The following is a 17,582-nucleotide window of genomic DNA, read 5'->3' on the forward strand; positions in this document are numbered from 1 at the left end:
TAGAGCGTTTGGCTGAAAGCATGACGCTCTATTGAGTCGCCTCTGCCGGGGACGGTGATCGTTTTATTTATGACGGTTTTCCGGAGACGCCGGATGGGGTTGCTCGGCGCGTCCGGAATACTGGAAACGATCGGTCATCAGGGGATCACGGCGGCGAACCGCGTTCTGATGCGCCGGATCGATCGTTGCAATGAGGCGTTCGGCGCCGGTGCCGGCCTTGGCGAGGATCGCGCCGTCGGGCCCGCAGATCGAGGAGAGTCCGATATAGGCGAGACCGTCCTCGCTGCCGCAATGATTGGCATAGGCGATGAACACCTGATTCTCATAAGCCCGCGCCGGGATCACGTGATCGGCCACGATTTCGTAGGGTGGCATCAGTGCGGTCGGAACCAGCACAAGATCGGCTCCGGCGATGGCGAGGGCGCGAACGGCTTCGGGAAACTCGATGTCGTAGCAGATCGCGAGACCGACGTTCAGACCACGCCACGGCACAACCGGGAAACCATCGCCACGAATTGTGAACATCGCGCGGTCGAGCGCGCCGAACCAGTGAACTTTGCGGTAGATGAGCCGGATTTCGCCGGTGGCATCGACCAGGGCCGCGCTGTTGGCGATGCCATCGCCGACCCGTTCGGGAAAGCCCAGGCAGAGAGCGATGCGGTGTTTACGCGCGATCCGACGGATGCGGGTGAAGCGCGCATCGTCGGGTGTCATGGCAAGGGCACCGGCGCGATCCCGGCCCAGATTATAGCCGGTGCAGAATAATTCGGGCAGCACCAGAAGATCGGCCCGGGCCTGACACGCCGCGCCGGCCTCGAAATCGAGCAGATCCAGCGCGGCGTCGGGGGCTGCGAAGCATCCGGCGGTCTGACAGAGCGCGAGGGTCAAGGTCATCGAAGCGGCATAGACCCGCGCCCCCGGACGAGGCAACGCGCGGGGCGGAACCCTGTCCTCGCCGCCGCGCGAATGGCGCCTCGCGCACGGCTCTCACAGGGCGTTGAGCACCAGATGCGGCCCTTTCTGGGCGATCGCACCCATGCGCGCGCCCTGGCTGCCCGAGGCCATGATGATATCGCCCGGCGCGATCAGATCGCCGGCGTCGGCGAAATAATGATCACTGTCGAGCGCGGACAACGCTTCGTCGCCCGTGCGGTAATGCCAGAGGGTGAAGCCGTTGGCATAGGCAAGGACGGACAAATTGCGCAGGGTAAAGGCCATGGTCAGATCTCCTTGAGGTCGGTTGATGGGGTTGCTTCGGCTGAAACTAAGAACATAGTCCTATCACTTGGAAAAATTTTTTCTGCCCCGGGCATCACGCCGAGATCGAAGCCGGAAACGATGTGTTTGCTGCGCAGCAGATAATCGAGTTCGAACATCGCTTGCTTCCATTGTTGCCAATCGCTTCGATCGATGATGCGCGGCTTTGGCGGCGGGCGTCCGCGATCACCCCACCGGCGCAGCACACGGGCGTGCACAACGTCGATTCGGCCGCTGCGATACAGATGATCGAGGCAGGATAAAATGGTTTCAGGAGAGCAAGGTTTCGTTGGATCGTGCGGCAGTTTCGTTCCGGCGCGTCGTGCGGCGAGACACGCGGCGGCCCAGAGCCAGGCGCGCTCGGCGGATGTGAAGGGTTTGATTTTGTTTGATAAACGAGATGATGGACAGGCGCTGGCGTCGAACGGCATCATTATCTCCGGGGTGAACATAACAAGAACAAGTTAACCGGAGGTTGTATAACTTGCAAGAGAAAAACGGAGTGTTTTCCTATTTATCTCTTCACAACATCGAAAAATCCGTTAGGAACAAGGGTATGCGACACGAAGATATTTGGCGTGCAATCGATACGCTGGCAGCCGAACGAGGTTTGTCGACCTCGGGCCTCGCGCGGCGGGCTGGTCTTGATCCGACGGCGTTCAACCCCTCCAAACGGCGGACTGCGGCGGGAAAACTGCGCTGGCCCTCGACCGAGAGCATCGCCAAGGTATTGATGGCGACCGGGGCGGGCATCGATGCGTTCGCCGGGCTGGTGCAGGGCGCGCGGGCCTTGTCATCGCCGCGCGCCGCCGCACGGCGCGTACCGGTGATCGGGCTGGCCCAGGCCGGGCAGGACGGTTTTTTCGACGACGGCGGTTATCCGACCGGCGGCGGCTGGGATCATGTCGCCCTGCCGCGCACCGAGGCCGCCCTGGCGGACGACCCGCACGCCTTCGGCCTGACCATTCACGGGGATTCGATGCAGCCGGTCTATCGTGAAGGCGACATCATTGTGGTCTCGCCCGCGGCACCGGTGCGGATCGGCGATCGGGTGGTCGCCCGCACGATCGAGGGTGAGGTCATGGCCAAGGTCCTGGCCAAGCGCAGTGCGAAGCGGGTCGATCTGGCGAGTTTCAACCCGGCCCATGCGACACGCAGTTTGCCGCCCGACCAGATTGTGGCGATCCACCGGATCGTCTGGGCGACACAATAGGGGGATTGCGCCGGCCCCACGTTTCGGTATGCAGACGCCATGCGATTGCCGACGCGCCATCTGCTGGGAATCGAGACGCTTCACCCGCGTGATATTTCGGCATTGCTCGATCTGGCGGAGAGCTATGCGCTGCTCAACCGTTCCGGCAAAACAAGGCGCGACGTGCTGCGCGGGCGCACCCTGATCAATCTGTTCTTCGAGGACAGCACGCGCACCCGCACCAGTTTCGAACTCGCCGGCAAGCGGTTGGGGGCGGATGTGATCAACATGTCGGTCTCGACCTCGTCGGTGTCCAAGGGCGAGACACTGCTCGACACTGCGGCGACGCTGAATGCGATGAACTGCGATCTGCTGGTGGTGCGCCACAAGGCCTCCGGCGCGCCGGCGCTGCTGGCCCAGAAGGTGGATGCGGCGGTGATCAACGCGGGCGATGGCATGCACGAGCACCCGACCCAGGCGCTGCTCGATGCGCTGACGATCCGGCGGCACAAGGGCACGCTGGCGGGGCTGACCATTGCGATCTGCGGCGACATCGCGCATTCGCGGGTGGCGCGCTCGAACATTTTGCTGCTGATCGCGATGGGCAGCCAGGTGCGGGTGGTCGGGCCGCCGACGCTGATCCCTTCCGGCATCGAGCAATTCGGCGTCAGCGTGTTTCACGACATGCGCGAAGGCTTGCGCGACGCCGACATCGTGATGGCGCTGCGGTTGCAGACCGAACGGATGAGCGGTGGGCTGATCCCGAGCGCGCGGGAGTTTTTCACCTTCTATGGGCTGGATGCGGCGAAGCTCGCGGTGGCGAAACCCGATGCGCTGGTGATGCATCCCGGCCCGATGAACCGCGGCGTCGAGATCGACAGCCAGGTGGCGGATGATGTGACGCGCTCGGTGATCCGCGAGCAGGTCGAGATGGGGGTTGCGGTGCGGATGGCCGTGCTCGATGTGCTGGCCCGGACAGCGTTGCGCAATGCGTGACACGCTGATCATCGGCGCGCGGATGATCGATCCGGCATCGGGGTTCGATGCGGTGGGGGATTGCCTGATCCGCGACGGTGTCGTCGCCGATTTCGGCGCGGGGCTGGGGCGGCCGGATGGGGCAACGGTGATCGACGCGGGCGATTGCATTCTGTGCCCCGGCTTGGTGGATGCTCGCGCCTCGCTCGGCGAACCGGGCTACGAGTATCGCGAGACCATCGCCTCGGCGGCGCTGGCGGCAAGCGCTGGCGGCATCACCACCATTGCGGTGCTGCCGGACAATGCGCCGGCGACCGATGACCCGGCGCTGGTGCGCGCTTTGGCCGGCGCGGGTGAGGCGAGCGGGCGCATCACCATAGCCCCCTTTGGCGCCGCGACACGGGGCTGCAAAGGCGAAAGCATCGCGGAATACGGGCTGCTGCGCGCGGCCGGCGCGATCGCGTTTTCCGATGGCGCGCGGGCGATCGGGCCGGCCGGGTTGATGCGGCGGGCCTTGTCCTACGCGCACGGATTCGGTGCGATGATCGTGCAGCACCCGGAGGAGCCGAGCCTCGCCGCGGGTGGTGCGGCGACCTCAGGGGCACGGGCGACGTTGATGGGATTGCCCGGCATCCCGGTCTGCGCCGAGGCGATGATGGTGGCGCGCGATATCACGCTGGTCGAGCTCACCGGCGGGGCGGTGCATTTCGCCCATGTCTCGACCGGGGCCGCGCTCGATCTGATCCGGGCGGCGAAATCGCGCGGGCTTGCGGTGACCTGCGATACAGCACCGCCCTATTTCGATCTGAACGAAACCGCGATCGGTGATTTTCGGACCTATGCCAAGCTCTCGCCACCGCTGCGCACCGAGGACGACCGGTTGGCGGTGGTCGCGGGTCTGGCTGATGGCACGATCGATGCAATCGCCTCGGATCATCAGCCGCGCGATGCCGATGACAAGCGCCTGCCCTTCGCCGAGGCCGCGCCCGGCGGGGCGGGGCTGGCGACGCTGCTGGCGATCACGCTGGCGCAGGTCCAGTCCGGCACGCTGGGTCTGATGTCGGCGCTGGCACTGCTGACCGATCGACCGGCGCGTCTGTTCGGGCTGGACGCAGGGCGTATCGTCAAGGGTAAACCAGCGGATCTGTGCCTGTTCGCGCCGGAACGCTCCTGGCGGATCGAGGCCGGCCGGCTGCCCGGCAAGGCGCAGAACACGCCGTTCGATGGGCGCGCGGTCGAGGGTGTGGTGATCGGCACCTGGAAAGCCGGCGTGCGGGTGTTCGGATGATCATCCTCGCGGCGTTGATCGGCTATCTGCTGGGGTCGATCCCGTTCGGGCTGATCCTGACCCGTGCCGCCGGGCTCGGCGATGTGCGCAAGATCGGTTCGGGCAATATCGGCGCGACCAACGTGCTGCGCACCGGGCGGAAGGGGCTGGCGGCGCTGACGCTGGTGCTCGATGCGCTGAAGGGCGTGGTCGCGGTGATGTTGATGCACAATGAAGGACGCTGGCTGGTGGTGATCGCCGGACTGTTCGCGGTGATCGGTCATCTCTATCCGGTGTGGCTGGGCTTCAAAGGCGGCAAGGGCGTTGCGGTCGGGTTGGGCGTGCTGCTGGCGCAGGCGTTCCCGGTCGGGCTGATCGCCTGCCTCGTCTGGCTGGGTATGGCGTTCTGGCGGAAATATTCTTCGCTCGCGGCATTGACCGCGTTCGCAGTCGCCCCGGTGGTCGCCTTCGTCCTGGGCGATGAACGGGTCGCCCTCGGCGCGCTCGTGATCGCGGCCCTGGTGTTTCACAAGCACCGCGCCAATATCGCGCGGCTGCGCGCCGGCACCGAACCGCGGATCAAACTCGGCGCGTGATCGACCGGGTCGCCCTGCTGCGGCTGATCCGTACCGAGGGTGTCGGGCCGCAGACCTATCGCCGCCTGCGCGCGCGGTTCGACACGCCCGAGGAAGCCCAGGCCGCGATCCCCGCCCTTGCCCGCGCCGGCGGCCGCGCGAAAGCGCCGTTCGTGCCAAAGCCGGGCGATATCAGGCGCGAGCTCGACCGGTTCGACCAGCTGGGCGCCACGCTTTTGTTCATGGGCGAGCCGGATTATCCGAAACTACTCGCCCTGCTGCCCGACGCGCCACCGATGATCGCGGTGCTTGGCGATGTGGCGCTGCTGCACAAACCGATCGTCGCGGTGGTCGGCGCGCGCAACGCCTCGGTGAACGGCTGCCGGGTGGCGGCCGATATTGCGGGTGAACTCGCCGCCGCCGGCTGGCCGATCGCCTCCGGCCTCGCGCGCGGGATCGATGCGGCCGCCCATGGCGCCGCGCTGCGCACCGGCACCACGATCGCGGCAATCCCCGGCGGGCTCGATGTTGTCTATCCGCCCGAACACAGGGCGCTTCAGGCGGAAATCGCCGAGCGGGGCGCACTGATCGCTGAGGCGCCGCCCGGCACCGCACCGATGGCGCGGCATTTTCCGAAACGCAACCGGATCATCGCCGGGTTGGCCCTGGGGGTCGTGGTGATCGAGGCCGCGCTGCGTTCGGGCAGTCTGATCACGGCGCGCTACGCGCTGGATTACAGCCGCGAGCTGTTCGCCGTGCCGGGATCGCCGCTCGATCCGCGCTCGCGCGGCACCAATGATCTGATCCGCCAGGGCGCGCATCTCACCGAATCAGCCGGCGATGTGTTTCTCAACCTGCCCAATCAGCCCGGCGCGCTGTTTGCCGACTCACGCCTCGCACCGCCCGCGCCCGGTCTGGCCGAGCCGGCCGCGCGCCTCGATGCGAGCGAAGCGGAGTTCGACCGTGCCCGTCGCGACATCCCTGGCCTGTTGTCGGCTAGTCCCATCACGGTTGACGAATTGGCGCTGCACTGCCAGTTCTCCCCGTCCGTCCTGGTTGCCGTGCTGATGGAACTGGAGCTTGCCGGTCGGATCGAGACTTTGCCTGGCAATAAAATCGGGCTGCTCCTCGCCCCCTGAACTGGAAAAATCTTCCAAAATGAACGCTATCGTCGTCGTTGAATCACCGGCCAAAGCCAAGACGATCAATAAATACCTCGGCGATGGGTTCACCGTGCTCGCCTCGTTCGGCCATGTGCGCGACCTGCCGGCCCGCGACGGTTCGGTGCGGCCGGATGAGGATTTCGCGATGTCCTGGGAAGAGGATGCGCGGGGCGACAAGCAGGTGGCGGCGATCGCCAAGGCGCTCAAGGGTGCGGACACGCTCTATCTCGCGACCGATCCGGATCGCGAGGGCGAGGCGATTTCCTGGCATGTGCGCGCCATGCTCGAGGCACGGCATGCGCTGAACGGCAAGATCGTCCGCCGGATCACCTTCAACGAGATCACCAAATCGGCGGTGCAGGCGGCGATGCGCGCCCCGCGCGAACTCGATACGCCCCTGATCGAGGCCTATCTGGCGCGGCGCGCGCTGGATTACCTGGTGGGGTTCACCCTCTCGCCGGTGCTGTGGCGCAAGCTGCCCGGCAGCAAATCGGCAGGACGGGTGCAATCGGTCGCGTTGCGGCTGATCTGCGAGCGGGAAGCCGAGATCGAGGTGTTCCGCAACCGCGAATACTGGACGATCGATGCGGCGTTCACCACGCCGGGCGGCGCGCCGTTCCATGCGCGGCTGACCCATCTGGAGGGCAAAAAACTCGATCAGTTCGATCTGCCGAACGAGGCGGCGGCACAGGCGGCGAAAGCAGCGGTCGAGCGGGGGATGTTTTCGGTCGTCGCGGTCGAGAAAAAACGCACGCGGCGCAATCCGCCGCCGCCCTTCACCACCTCGACCCTGCAACAGGACGCCTCGCGCAAGCTGAGCATGACGGCGCAGCAGATCATGCGCACCGCCCAGCAGCTCTATGAGGGTGTCGAGATCGGCGGTGAGACCGTCGGCCTGATCACCTATATGCGCACCGATGGCGTGCAGATGGCGCGTGAGGCGATCACCGCGGTGCGCAGCCAGATCGGCACGATGTTCGGCCCGGATTACCTGCCGGCAGCACCCCGCGAATATCAGACCAAGGCCAAGAACGCGCAGGAAGCCCATGAGGCGATCCGCCCGACCGATTTCACCCTCACACCGGAGCGGGCGGCGCGGCATCTCAACAATGAGCAGGCGCGGCTTTATGAGCTGATCTACAAACGCGCGCTGGCCTCGCAGATGCAATCGGCGGAGCTCGATCAGACCAGTGTGGACATTGGCGATGGCGCCGGCACGATCTTGCGCGCCACCGGCTCGATTTTGGCGTTCGACGGTTTCCTGAAGCTCTACCGCGAGGAATTCGAGGATAAAGCCGAGGACGAGGAGTCCCGCCTGCTGCCGCCGATGACCAAATCCGACCCGCTCAACCGTGGCGCGGTGACCGCCGAGCAGCATTTCACCCAGCCGCCGCCCCGCTACTCCGAGGCGACCCTGGTCAAGAAAATGGAGGAACTCGGCATCGGCCGCCCCTCCACCTACGCCTCGATCCTGACCGTGCTGCGCGAGCGGAATTACGTGCGGATGGACGCGCGCCGCTTCATCCCCGAGGATCGCGGCCGGCTGGTCACCGCCTTTCTGGTCAGTTTCTTCGGCCGCTATGTCGAGACCGGGTTCACCGCGGCACTTGAGGAAAAACTCGACGAGGTTTCCGACGGCAAGCTCGACTGGCGGCGGGTGATGCGCGATTTCTGGACCGATTTCTCCAACGCGATCGACCAGACCAAGGATCTGAAGATCGGCGATGTGATCGATGCGCTCGATGAAGAGTTGGGCGCGCATTTTTTCCCCGCGCGTGAGGATGGCTCCGATCCGCGCCTCTGCCAGGCCTGCGGCACCGGCCGCCTCGGCCTGAAACTGGGCCGTTATGGTTCGTTCATCGGCTGCTCGAACTATCCCGAATGCCAATATACCCGCAAACTCGCGATCGATGGCGCGGAGGACGAGGCCGATACGCTGCGCGACGGCATGAAGGTATTGGGCGAGAATGCCGATGGCATTCCGGTCACGCTGCGGCGCGGTCCTTATGGTCTCTATATCCAGCTCGGCGAACCCGACCCCGAGGACAAGAAAGCCAAGCCGCGCCGCGCCGCCCTGCCCAAGGGCGTGACCGGCGACGATTTGACGCTGGACCAGGCGCTCGGCCTGTTGTCGCTGCCGCGCGTGGTGGGCATTCACCCCGAGACCAAGGCCGAGATCCAGGCCGGGATCGGCCGGTTCGGCCCCTATGTGAAGATGGGGCCGATCTTCGCCTCGCTCGATCGCGATGACGATGTTCTGGCGGTCGGGCTGAACCGGGCGGTGATGGTGCTGGCCAAGAAGCAGGAGGGGATTCGCGAGCTGGGGCCGCATCCGAAAGGCGGCGATCCGGTGATGGTGCGCAAGGGCAGGTTCGGTCCCTATGCGCAGCACGGCAAGACTGTGGCGAATCTGCCGCGCGGCACCGAACTCGACAGCATCACCCTCGATGAAGCGATCGCCCTGCTTGCCGAGAAAGGCAAAACCCTCGCCCCCAAGGGCAAAAAAGGCGGCAAGCCCGCGAGCCGGAAGCCACCGGCAACCGCCACGGCGCCGGCGAAAGCCAAGACCGCGAAACCGCCCGCCAGGAAAAAACCCCCCGCCCGGAAGGTCAAAGCCTGAAGCGGGTAAAGCCTTAAGCGGGTCCAATACTAGAGCGTTATGCTTTCAGCTTAACGCTCTAGTTCTATGTTTTTTCGAGCGATTTCATGCGATTATGTTGCCGCTGCCGCGTCAACTTAATCGCATATCGCTCTGACGTGACCGGCGCCGTCAGGGGGCGATTATACCGTCCTCGCCGGGCCGCGCCGCGATCGGCTTGATCAGGGCGGCAAATCCGGCAGGTGGTGGGCGGCGCGTTTGGCGAAGGCGTTGATGGTGCGCTCCAGCATGGTCGGCGCGATCGTTTCGGCAATCCGTTCGAAAACCGAGGTTCGGAAACTCAGGTCGAAATCCGCCCGCACGGCGGTGCTGGTCGGACACAGGCTGCGCAACTGCCAGACCAGGCGGAAATTGCGGAACGGCGGCTGGGTCGAACTGATCTGCAACCGGTGCGGCGGATCGAGCACCGCGACCGATCGGAACCTGAGCGACAGCCCGGCGAGGCTGACGAGTTGCTCGACATCGAGCTGCGGCGGCGTGCTCCGGTCGATCCGCGCGGCGCGCCAGCCGGGCATATAGAGCGGGTAGGATTCGATATCCGCGATCAGAGCGAACAGCGGCGCGATCGGATAGGCGAAGACGCGCTCGACGTGATGAGTGGTCATGCCAACACCGCCGCACCGGACGGTGATGGATCGGAGGCGGCTGGTGCAATCATGACCAAAGGATTCACCCCGTAAAATACCGCGTGTCGTTGATCCACATCAATGCCAAACCGGGCATCAGCGGTCCAAATTCGTTTCGTTCACGGAGTTGTCACTCCGGTCTGCCACAAAAGCGCGATGCCGGTACGGGGCATCGGATGGGGGAACGGCGATGGGCGCGGAAACACAAACTTTCTACCAGCTGATGCGCGCGCAGGGCACCAGCCGGCGATCGTTTCTAAAGTTCTGTAGCCTGACCGCCGCCGCCCTCGGGCTGGAGCCGGTCTATGCCGCGCAGATCGCCCACGCCATGGAAACCAAGCCGCGCATCCCGGTGCTGTGGATGCACGGGCTGGAGTGCACGTGCTGTTCGGAATCGTTTATCCGTTCGGGGCATCCGCTGGCCAGGGATGTCATTTTGAAAATGATCTCGCTCGATTACGACGACACGCTGATGGCCGCCGCCGGGTATCAGGCCGAGGCGATTCTCGATGAGATCCCCAAGAAATATCCAGGTGAATACATCCTCGCGGTCGAGGGCAATCCGCCGCTCAACGAGGATGGCATGTATTGCATCGTCGGTGGCAAGCCGTTCGTCGACAAGCTCAAGGCGGTGGCGGCGAATGCCAAGGCGGTGATCGCCTGGGGGGCCTGCGCCTCCTGGGGCTGCGTGCAGGCGGCACGGCCCAACCCGACGCAGGCGACGCCGATCGACAAGGTGATCACCGACAAGCCGATCATCAAGGTGCCGGGCTGCCCGCCGATCGCCGAGGTGATGACCGGGGTGATCAGCTACATGATCACCTTCGGGCGCATCCCCGATCTGGACAGCCGCGGTCGGCCCCTGATGTTCTATGGTCAGCGGATTCACGACAAATGCTATCGCCGTCCGCATTTCGACGCGGGCGAGTTCGTCGAGACCTGGGACGATCAGGGCGCGCGCGAGGGCTATTGCCTGTATAAAATGGGCTGCCGCGGCCCGACCACCTATAACGCGTGTTCGACGGTGCGCTGGAACGGCGGGGTGTCGTTTCCAATCCAGGCCGGCCACGGCTGCATCGGCTGCTCGGAAGATAATTTCTGGGACAATGGGCCGTTCTATCAACCGCTCTCGCATGTCGGCGCCGGGTTCGGCGTCGAGGCCAGCGCCGATGAGATCGGCGCGGCGGCGGCGGGTGTGGTCGGTGCCGGCGTGCTCGCCCATGCCGGGGCCAGCGCGATCAAGCATTGGCAGAAAATCAAACCGAAACCAAAATCTGACGACCAGCCGCCACATGAGGGAGACCGGCCATGACGACCGTCACCACGCCGAACGGCTTCAACCTCAACGACAGCGGACGGCGCATGGTGGTCGATCCGATCACGCGGATCGAGGGGCATCTGCGCTGCGAGGTCAATCTCGATCAGAACAACATCATCCGCAACGCGGTCTCCTCCGGCACCATGTGGCGCGGCCTCGAGGTGATTTTGAAGGGTCGCGATCCGCGTGACGCCTGGGCGTTCTGCGAGCGTATCTGCGGCGTCTGCACCGGCATTCACGCGCTCGCCTCGGTGCGCGCCGTCGAGGATGCGCTGGGCATCACGATTCCGGAAAACGCCAACACGATCCGCAACATCATGCTGGCGACGCAGTGGGCGCAGGATCATCTGGTGCATTTCTATCATCTGCACGCGCTCGACTGGGTCGATGTGATCAGTGCGTTGAAAGCCGACCCGAAAGCGACCAGCGCGCTGGCGCAGAGCATCTCGCCCTGGCCGAATTCGTCGCCGGGCTATTTTCGCGACGTGCAGACGCGGCTGAAGAAATTCGTCGACTCCGGTCAGCTGGGTCCGTTCATGAACGGCTACTGGGGCAATCCGGCCTATCTGCTGCCACCGGAAGCCAATCTGATGGCGGTGACGCATTATCTCGAGGCGCTCGATTTCCAGCGCGAAATCGTGAAAATCCACACGGTGTTCGGCGGCAAGAACCCGCATCCGAACTGGCTGGTCGGCGGCATGGCCTGCGCGATCAATCTCGACGGCCCGCTCGCCGCCGGCGCGCCGGTGAACATGGTGCAGCTCAACCTGGTCTCCTCGATCATCGACCGCACGATCGATTTCATCGATCAGGTCTATCTCCCCGACCTGATCGCCATTGCGACCTATTACAAGCAGTGGGATTACGGCGGTGGTCTCGCGGGGAAGAATCTGATGTCCTACGGCGATTACCCGGTCGCCGCCAATAACTGGTCCGAGGCCAATCTGCTGATGCCGCGCGGGGCGATCATCAACGGCAAGCTCGACGAGATCATGGAGATCGACCTGCGCGATCCGAGCCAGGTGCAGGAATTCGTCGATCACTCCTGGTATCGCTACCCCAATGAGGCGATCGGCCTGCATCCCTGGGCCGGCATCACCGATCCCAATTTCGAGCTCGGCCCCCACACGGTCGGCACCAAGACCGACATCAAGCAACTCGATGAAGGCGCCAAATACTCCTTCATCAAGGCCCCGCGCTGGCGTGGCCACGCGATGGAGGTCGGGCCCCTGTCGCGCTTCACCATCGGCTACGCCAAGGGGATTCCCGAGTTCAAGGAGCCGGTCGACAAAGTGCTGACCGATCTCGGTCTGCCGCTCAGCGCGCTGTTCACGACACTCGGCCGGACCGCCGCGCGGGGGCTGGAAGCGTCCTGGGCGGCGCACAAGATGCGCTTCTTCCACGACCGGCTGATGGAAAACCTGCGCGCGGGTGATCTGGTCACCGCGAACACCGAAAAATGGGAACCGGCGACCTGGCCGGCCGAGGCGCGCGGCATCGGCCATGTCGAGGCGCCGCGTGGCGCGCTGGGTCATTGGGTGCATATCAAGGATCGCCGGATCGAGAGCTATCAGGCCGTGGTGCCGACCACCTGGAACGGCTCGCCGCGCGATCCGGCCGGCAATATCGGCGCGTTCGAGGCAGCACTGCTGAACACCCCGCTCGCGAATTCCAGCCAGCCGCTGGAAATTCTCCGCACGCTGCACAGTTTCGACCCCTGCCTCGCCTGCGCCACCCATGTGATCGCACCCGATGGCAGCGAATTAGTACGCGCCGACGTGCTCTAGACCTTTCACGGGAAACAGGACATCGCGCCATGCTCGACCATCCCTCCCCCGCGCTGAGCGACCCGCCTCAGGCCAAGGTCACCGCACCGGTCTATGTCTATGAACTGCCGGTGCGGATCTGGCATTGGGTAATGGCTCTGGCGATCACGATCCTCGCCGTCACCGGTTTTTTCATCGCCGACCCGATCTGGCCGTTGCAGGTCGGCCAGCCGTATAACCACTACCTGATGGGCGACATCCGCTTCACTCATTTCGTCAGCGCCTATGTGCTGGCGCTGGCGATGGTGGTGCGGGTCTATTGGGCGATCGTCGGCAATCGCTATGCCCGTGAAATTTTCCTCCCCCCGGTCTGGTCGCGTGCCTGGCGCGGCGAATTCCTCAAGACAATCCGCTGGTATCTGCTGATCGAGCGTGAGACCAGCAAGGAGATCGGCCATAACCCGCTGGCGCAGACCGCGATGTTCGCGATGTTCGTGCTTGGCGTGATCTTCGAGATCATCACCGGTTTCGCGCTGTATGGCGAGGGCGTCGGCTACGGTTCGTGGTCGTATGATCTGTTCACCCGCTGGGTGGTGCCGCTGTTCGGCAGCAGCCAGACGGTGCGGAGCTGGCATGTGCTCGGCATGTGGTACCTGATCCTGTTCGTGATCGTGCATGTCTATATGGCGATCCGCGAGGACATCATGTCACGCCAGACCATCATCAGCACCATGATCAACGGCTGGCGCTTCTTCAAGGATGATCGGCCATGATCCCGGAACGCCGTGTCGTGGTGCTCGGAATCGGCAACATATTATGGGCTGACGAGGGTTTCGGCGTCCGTGCGGTCGAGGCGCTGCACGAGGCCTATGTATTTCCCCCCGAAGTCGCCCTGATCGATGGCGGCACCCAGGGCCTCGCCCTGCTGCCGCTGATCGAGGCGGCGGCGCTTCTGGTCGTGTTCGATGCGATCGACTACGGCCTCGTCCCCGGCAGCCTGCGTCTGATCGATGACGATGACGTGCCACGTTACCTCACCGCAAAAAAGATGAGCCTGCATCAGACCAGTTTCCAGGATGTCCTCGGCCTCGCCACATTGTCCGGCCGGCTGCCGGCGCGGATGCACCTGATCGGCGTGCAGCCGCTCGATCTCGATGATTATGGCGCGAGCCTGACCCCGCCGGTCCGCGCCCAGCTCGGCGCCGCGGTGGATCATGCCGTCGCGTTTCTGGCGGCGGCGGGTTTCGGCGCGACGCCGCGCGCCGCGGGCGAACCGGTTGAACCGCTCGGCCCGGCTTCGGTCGGGCGGCGATCCTACGAGGCGATGTCGTGAGCGGCGCGGTCGCGCGCCTGCTGGCCCGGCCGGGCGTGGTCGCGCTGAGTGCGGCGATGGTCGATGATTTCGTGGCAACCGGCACCTGCGTGCTGTTGTTCACCGGCGACGCCGGCCGGCATCCGGAGATCGACGATGTCGCCACCATCCTGCCCGACCTGATCCGCGCCTGCGGGCACGCGATGCGGACCGGCGTGATCGATCCTGACGCCGATCGCGCCAGCGCCGCGCGGTTTGGCGTCACGATCCGTCCGACCCTGGTGTTTCTGCACGACGCCGCCGTGCTCGGCGCGATTCCGCGGATGAAGGATTGGGCGGTCTATCTGAACGAGATCGCGACGATCTTCGCACCGCTGGCGCAGGGGGTGTCGTGACATGAGCGACTTTATCCCCGCTCGTTCCGGTCCTGGCAGTTTCGGTGACGGGCCGGATTATCTCGCGCTGCCCAAGGATGTCACTGTCTTCGTGCCTCCCGATCTGACGGATGATCCGCTGCTGCGCCGGATCGGCCCAGCGTGGCTCGGCCGCATCGGTGACGCGCTCGCCGCCTATCGCGATGACGAGCCGGCGCGGGGTATCGATCTGGCCGGGCTGAGCGCGGCGGAGAGACGGTTTCTCGACGAGTTGCTCGGCCATGGGGAGGTCAGTGCGCTGGTGCTCGGCGATCCGGCGATCCGGATCGAGGAGACGATTTTCACCGGGCTCTGGCGTGTCCGGTGCGAGGCGGGTGCGGACGTGCCGGCGTGCGACCGGCTCGAGATCGGGCCGATCCCCGCGATCCTGACCGCGCGCGCCGCCGCCGCCGCCGGGATGCTCGACCTGCCCGATGCCGCGAGCCTGCCGGAGCTTGTGGTCAATGCGCCGCATATCCTGGCCGAGCTGATCGCACGGAGTGCCGCCTTTGCCGCGACCGGCGCGGGGCATATGATCAATCTCGATCTGGTGCCGATGGCCAATGAGGACCTCGCCTGGCTGGTCGGCGCCCTTGGCGAGGGGCCGGTGGTCGTGCTCTCCTCCGGCTATGGGGCGTGCCGCATTCGCAGCACCCGGCTCACCGCGACGTGGTGGGTGCAGTATTTCAATGCGAGCGATGCGCTCATTCTCAATTCGCTCGAGATCGCGGCGATCCCTGCCGTCGCCTGCGCCGCCGCCGATGACATCGCCGAATCGGCCCTGCGCATCCGCGCGGTGGCGGCGCTCTACCCATGAATATCCTGCCCCGCTACGAATGCCGGATCTGCTGGCAGGTGTATGATCCCGCGACCGGCGATCCGGTCGCGCAGATCCCGCCCGGCACCGAGTTCGCCGATTTGCCGCAGGATTGGCTGTGCCCGCAATGCGACGCACCGAAGGCGCAGTTCATCCTGATCGATCCGGAGACGGGTGATGCATGAGATGGCGCTGTGTGAAAGCGTGGTGCAGGCGCTCGGTGAACAGGCCGCGGCACAGGGTTTTGCCCGCGTCACCGCGGTGTGGCTTGAAATCGGCGCGCTGGCCAGTGTCGAGGTCGAGGCGATGCGCTTTGGCTTTGATGTCGTCACGCGCGATACGGTCGCCGATCAGGCGCGGCTCGAGATCATCGCGGTCGCGGGCGAGGCGTGGTGCATGACATGCGCCACGCGGGTGGGGTTGCAGCGGTTCGGCGATGCCTGCCCGCAGTGCGGCGGTTATCAGTTGCAGGTGCTGACCGGACAGCAAATCCGGATCAAACAGATCGAGGTGATATGATGTGTGGCATATGTGGATGCGCGACGAGCGAGACGACGGACACGATGACGCTGCCCCTGGCGGCGTATCGCCATGATCACGACCATGATGGCCATGACCATGACCATGATCATGACGCCAGGGGGGGGCGGCTCGTGCAGATCGAGCAGGATATCATGGCGAAAAACCAGCGCTATGCCGACGCCAACCGGCGCTATTTCGCGGCGCATGGTATTTTCGTGGTCAATCTGATGTCGAGTCCCGGTGCGGGCAAGACGACGCTTCTGGTCCGCACCGTCGAGGCGCTGAGAGACCGCGTGCCGGTCGCGGTGATCGAGGGCGACCAGCAGACCGGGCTGGATGCCGCCCGCATCGCCGCCACCGGCGTGCCGGCGTTTCAGATCAATACCGGCAAGGCGTGTCATCTCGATGCGCATGCGATCGGCCATGCGCTCGATCATCTGCCGGCGCTGGATGGGGGGATTCTGTTCATCGAGAATGTCGGTAATCTGGTCTGTCCGGCCGGGTTCGATCTCGGCGAGGCGCATAAGGTGGTGATTTTGTCGATCACCGAGGGCGAGGACAAGCCGCTGAAATATCCCGACATGTTTCACGCCGCCGACCTGATGATCCTGAACAAGACGGATCTGCTGCCCTATATCGAATTCGATCCCGAAGCCGCAGTCAGCTATGCCCGGCAGGTCAATCCTCAAATCGAGATCCAGGCGGTATCGGGGCTGCATGGCGATGGGCTGGACTCGTTTCTTGCCTGGCTTGAAGCCGGCCGCCTTGCGATGTGATTCCGCGCGTGAGGATTGGGTTGCGGTCACGAATCGGGGCGTTGTGCTGATCTGTTCATTTGCATTCGCGGCGGAGCGGTTCTAGACCTTGAAACTTGCAATCAATCAGGGGGACCATCCGATGCTGGACCGCCAATCTGATATCAGACGCGCGCCGATCAATCTGGCTGATAGTGCCATTGTCGGGCGCTGCGGCGATTGCGAGGCGCGGCATATCGGGCTGTGCGATGCGATGCCCGATCAGGATCTGCATTTTCTTGCCAATGTCGCCAAGCGGCACAAGCTGGTGAAGGGGCAGTGCTTCGTGATCCAGGGCGATCCGGCGCGGCATTTTTTCAATATCAATCACGGCAGCGCGAAACTCTACAAGGACATGCCGGACGGCCGGCGCCAGATTGTCGGTTTCGTCGGGAGCGGTGATTTCGTGGGACTCGCCGCCGCACAGACCTATGCGTTCAGCGCCGAGGCGATGGAGGATATCGGCCTGTGCCGCTTCGATCGCAGCGAGTTGCGCGCGGTGTTCGGGCTGTTTCCGGCGATCGAGCGGCGGTTGCTCGATGTCGCCTCGCACGAGCTGGTGGTGGCTCAGGAGCAGATGCTGCTGCTGGGGCGCAAAAACGCGATCGAGCGGGTTGCCTCGTTTCTCGATGTCTGGCGGCATCGCACCGCCGCCTGCACCGCAGGCGAGGGGGCGCTCGACCTGCCGATGAGCCGGACCGATCTGTCGGATTATCTGGGGTTGACGGTGGAAACCGTGTCTCGCGCGCTGACGGCGCTGCGCAAGCAAGGCGTCATCGCGATCGGCGCCGATCATCGGGTTGCGATTCTGCAATCGGAACGTCTGACCGACATCGCACAAGCCGCCGCCTGAAATCGGTGATTTAGAGTGGATCACGCGTGGCTGTTCCTTCGTGCGCATAGGTTGTTGCGATAACGTAACGATT

The 17,582-nt window shown here is 64.6% G+C and carries 20 protein-coding genes; 16 read left to right on the forward strand and 4 right to left on the reverse strand.

From position 1 onward, the window contains the following. Positions 1-63: 63 nt before the first annotated feature. From ACP5E6_RS11190 to ACP5E6_RS11200, 3 genes are all read right to left on the reverse strand, one after another. Entirely contained in the window at positions 64-894 is an 831-nt protein-coding gene (locus tag ACP5E6_RS11190) for a carbon-nitrogen hydrolase family protein (protein ID WP_427954320.1), read from the reverse strand. 93 nt (positions 895-987) lie between these two features. Beyond that, entirely contained in the window at positions 988-1,218 is a 231-nt protein-coding gene (locus ACP5E6_RS11195) for a hypothetical protein (protein WP_427954321.1), read from the reverse strand. Between the two features lie 2 nt (positions 1,219-1,220). Further along, on the reverse strand, positions 1,221-1,688 hold the full coding sequence (locus ACP5E6_RS11200) for a hypothetical protein (protein WP_427954322.1): 468 nt from the start codon (positions 1,686-1,688) through the stop codon (positions 1,221-1,223). Positions 1,689-1,813: 125 nt separating this feature from the next. On the opposite strand from ACP5E6_RS11200, the gene ACP5E6_RS11205 reads away from it, so the two are divergent. From ACP5E6_RS11205 to topA, 6 genes are read left to right on the forward strand one after another with little or no spacing between them, the layout of a single operon-like run. Continuing rightward, complete coding sequence (locus tag ACP5E6_RS11205; RefSeq protein WP_427954323.1) at positions 1,814-2,470, forward strand: S24 family peptidase; 657 nt, start codon at positions 1,814-1,816, stop codon at positions 2,468-2,470. Between the two features lie 39 nt (positions 2,471-2,509). Beyond that, positions 2,510-3,445: an aspartate carbamoyltransferase catalytic subunit gene (locus tag ACP5E6_RS11210; protein WP_427954324.1), complete on the forward strand. Its 936-nt coding sequence runs from the start codon at positions 2,510-2,512 to the stop codon at positions 3,443-3,445. Continuing rightward, on the forward strand, positions 3,438-4,712 hold the full coding sequence (locus ACP5E6_RS11215; protein WP_427954325.1) for a dihydroorotase: 1,275 nt from the start codon (positions 3,438-3,440) through the stop codon (positions 4,710-4,712). Before ACP5E6_RS11210 ends, ACP5E6_RS11215 begins: the two co-directional genes overlap by 8 nt. Continuing rightward, positions 4,709-5,287, forward strand: a complete 579-nt coding sequence (gene plsY, locus ACP5E6_RS11220) for a glycerol-3-phosphate 1-O-acyltransferase PlsY (RefSeq protein ID WP_427954326.1) — start codon at positions 4,709-4,711, stop codon at positions 5,285-5,287. Before ACP5E6_RS11215 ends, plsY begins: the two co-directional genes overlap by 4 nt. After that, a complete protein-coding gene (gene dprA, locus ACP5E6_RS11225; protein ID WP_427954327.1) occupies positions 5,284-6,405 on the forward strand; it encodes a DNA-processing protein DprA in 1,122 nt (373 codons plus the stop codon). Before plsY ends, dprA begins: the two co-directional genes overlap by 4 nt. Before the next feature lie 19 nt (positions 6,406-6,424). Continuing rightward, on the forward strand, positions 6,425-9,049 hold the full coding sequence (topA, locus tag ACP5E6_RS11230; RefSeq protein ID WP_427954328.1) for a type I DNA topoisomerase: 2,625 nt from the start codon (positions 6,425-6,427) through the stop codon (positions 9,047-9,049). Positions 9,050-9,249: 200 nt separating this feature from the next. Here topA and ACP5E6_RS11235 read toward each other — a convergent pair whose 3' ends face one another. Then, entirely contained in the window at positions 9,250-9,693 is a 444-nt protein-coding gene (locus ACP5E6_RS11235; RefSeq protein WP_427954329.1) for a type II toxin-antitoxin system RatA family toxin, read from the reverse strand. 211 nt (positions 9,694-9,904) lie between these two features. Here ACP5E6_RS11235 and ACP5E6_RS11240 point away from each other — a divergent pair, with 211 nt between their 5' ends. From ACP5E6_RS11240 to ACP5E6_RS11285, 10 genes are all read left to right on the forward strand, one after another. Further along, positions 9,905-11,026 (forward strand): hydrogenase small subunit, encoded by a 1,122-nt coding sequence (locus tag ACP5E6_RS11240; protein WP_427954330.1) that lies wholly within the window; start codon positions 9,905-9,907, stop codon positions 11,024-11,026. After that, positions 11,023-12,819: a nickel-dependent hydrogenase large subunit gene (locus ACP5E6_RS11245; RefSeq protein WP_427954331.1), complete on the forward strand. Its 1,797-nt coding sequence runs from the start codon at positions 11,023-11,025 to the stop codon at positions 12,817-12,819. Before ACP5E6_RS11240 ends, ACP5E6_RS11245 begins: the two co-directional genes overlap by 4 nt. A gap of 29 nt (positions 12,820-12,848) precedes the next feature. After that, positions 12,849-13,571 carry a Ni/Fe-hydrogenase, b-type cytochrome subunit gene (gene cybH / locus ACP5E6_RS11250; RefSeq protein WP_427954332.1) on the forward strand — a complete coding sequence of 241 codons (723 nt, stop codon included), beginning with the start codon at positions 12,849-12,851 and terminating at the stop codon, positions 13,569-13,571. Then, positions 13,568-14,131, forward strand: a complete 564-nt coding sequence (locus tag ACP5E6_RS11255) for a HyaD/HybD family hydrogenase maturation endopeptidase (protein WP_427954333.1) — start codon at positions 13,568-13,570, stop codon at positions 14,129-14,131. The genes cybH and ACP5E6_RS11255 overlap by 4 nt, the downstream gene beginning before the upstream one ends. Further along, complete coding sequence (locus tag ACP5E6_RS11260; protein WP_427954334.1) at positions 14,128-14,505, forward strand: hydrogenase; 378 nt, start codon at positions 14,128-14,130, stop codon at positions 14,503-14,505. The genes ACP5E6_RS11255 and ACP5E6_RS11260 overlap by 4 nt, the downstream gene beginning before the upstream one ends. A gap of 1 nt (position 14,506) precedes the next feature. Then, complete coding sequence (locus tag ACP5E6_RS11265) at positions 14,507-15,340, forward strand: hydrogenase expression/formation C-terminal domain-containing protein (RefSeq protein WP_427954335.1); 834 nt, start codon at positions 14,507-14,509, stop codon at positions 15,338-15,340. Further along, positions 15,337-15,525 carry a rubredoxin gene (locus tag ACP5E6_RS11270; protein WP_427954336.1) on the forward strand — a complete coding sequence of 63 codons (189 nt, stop codon included), beginning with the start codon at positions 15,337-15,339 and terminating at the stop codon, positions 15,523-15,525. The genes ACP5E6_RS11265 and ACP5E6_RS11270 overlap by 4 nt, the downstream gene beginning before the upstream one ends. Next, positions 15,518-15,859 carry a hydrogenase maturation nickel metallochaperone HypA gene (gene hypA, locus ACP5E6_RS11275; protein WP_427954337.1) on the forward strand — a complete coding sequence of 114 codons (342 nt, stop codon included), beginning with the start codon at positions 15,518-15,520 and terminating at the stop codon, positions 15,857-15,859. Before ACP5E6_RS11270 ends, hypA begins: the two co-directional genes overlap by 8 nt. Before the next feature lie 44 nt (positions 15,860-15,903). Continuing rightward, positions 15,904-16,638 (forward strand): hydrogenase nickel incorporation protein HypB, encoded by a 735-nt coding sequence (gene hypB, locus ACP5E6_RS11280; RefSeq protein WP_427954338.1) that lies wholly within the window; start codon positions 15,904-15,906, stop codon positions 16,636-16,638. Positions 16,639-16,759: 121 nt separating this feature from the next. Further along, positions 16,760-17,509, forward strand: a complete 750-nt coding sequence (locus tag ACP5E6_RS11285) for a Crp/Fnr family transcriptional regulator (RefSeq protein ID WP_427954339.1) — start codon at positions 16,760-16,762, stop codon at positions 17,507-17,509. Positions 17,510-17,582: the final 73 nt, after the last annotated feature.

It is taken from the genome of Acidiphilium sp., from assembly GCF_049977125.1.
Classification (GTDB): domain Bacteria; phylum Pseudomonadota; class Alphaproteobacteria; order Acetobacterales; family Acetobacteraceae; genus Acidiphilium.

Excerpts from the sequence above, each read along its gene's own strand:
- ACP5E6_RS11190 (WP_427954320.1), bottom strand. The coding sequence starts at position 894 with ATGACCTTGACCCTCGCGCTCTGTCAGACCGCCGGATGCTTCGCAGCC.
- ACP5E6_RS11195 (WP_427954321.1), bottom strand. The coding sequence starts at position 1,218 with ATGGCCTTTACCCTGCGCAATTTGTCCGTCCTTGCCTATGCCAACGGC.
- ACP5E6_RS11200 (WP_427954322.1), bottom strand. The coding sequence starts at position 1,688 with ATGCCGTTCGACGCCAGCGCCTGTCCATCATCTCGTTTATCAAACAAA.
- ACP5E6_RS11205 (WP_427954323.1), top strand. The coding sequence starts at position 1,814 with ATGCGACACGAAGATATTTGGCGTGCAATCGATACGCTGGCAGCCGAA.
- ACP5E6_RS11210 (WP_427954324.1), top strand. The coding sequence starts at position 2,510 with ATGCGATTGCCGACGCGCCATCTGCTGGGAATCGAGACGCTTCACCCG.
- ACP5E6_RS11215 (WP_427954325.1), top strand. The coding sequence starts at position 3,438 with ATGCGTGACACGCTGATCATCGGCGCGCGGATGATCGATCCGGCATCG.
- plsY (WP_427954326.1), top strand. The coding sequence starts at position 4,709 with ATGATCATCCTCGCGGCGTTGATCGGCTATCTGCTGGGGTCGATCCCG.
- topA (WP_427954328.1), top strand. The coding sequence starts at position 6,425 with ATGAACGCTATCGTCGTCGTTGAATCACCGGCCAAAGCCAAGACGATC.
- ACP5E6_RS11235 (WP_427954329.1), bottom strand. The coding sequence starts at position 9,693 with ATGACCACTCATCACGTCGAGCGCGTCTTCGCCTATCCGATCGCGCCG.
- ACP5E6_RS11240 (WP_427954330.1), top strand. The coding sequence starts at position 9,905 with ATGGGCGCGGAAACACAAACTTTCTACCAGCTGATGCGCGCGCAGGGC.
- ACP5E6_RS11245 (WP_427954331.1), top strand. The coding sequence starts at position 11,023 with ATGACGACCGTCACCACGCCGAACGGCTTCAACCTCAACGACAGCGGA.
- cybH (WP_427954332.1), top strand. The coding sequence starts at position 12,849 with ATGCTCGACCATCCCTCCCCCGCGCTGAGCGACCCGCCTCAGGCCAAG.
- ACP5E6_RS11255 (WP_427954333.1), top strand. The coding sequence starts at position 13,568 with ATGATCCCGGAACGCCGTGTCGTGGTGCTCGGAATCGGCAACATATTA.
- ACP5E6_RS11265 (WP_427954335.1), top strand. The coding sequence starts at position 14,507 with ATGAGCGACTTTATCCCCGCTCGTTCCGGTCCTGGCAGTTTCGGTGAC.
- ACP5E6_RS11270 (WP_427954336.1), top strand. The coding sequence starts at position 15,337 with ATGAATATCCTGCCCCGCTACGAATGCCGGATCTGCTGGCAGGTGTAT.
- hypA (WP_427954337.1), top strand. The coding sequence starts at position 15,518 with ATGCATGAGATGGCGCTGTGTGAAAGCGTGGTGCAGGCGCTCGGTGAA.
- hypB (WP_427954338.1), top strand. The coding sequence starts at position 15,904 with ATGACGCTGCCCCTGGCGGCGTATCGCCATGATCACGACCATGATGGC.
- ACP5E6_RS11285 (WP_427954339.1), top strand. The coding sequence starts at position 16,760 with ATGCTGGACCGCCAATCTGATATCAGACGCGCGCCGATCAATCTGGCT.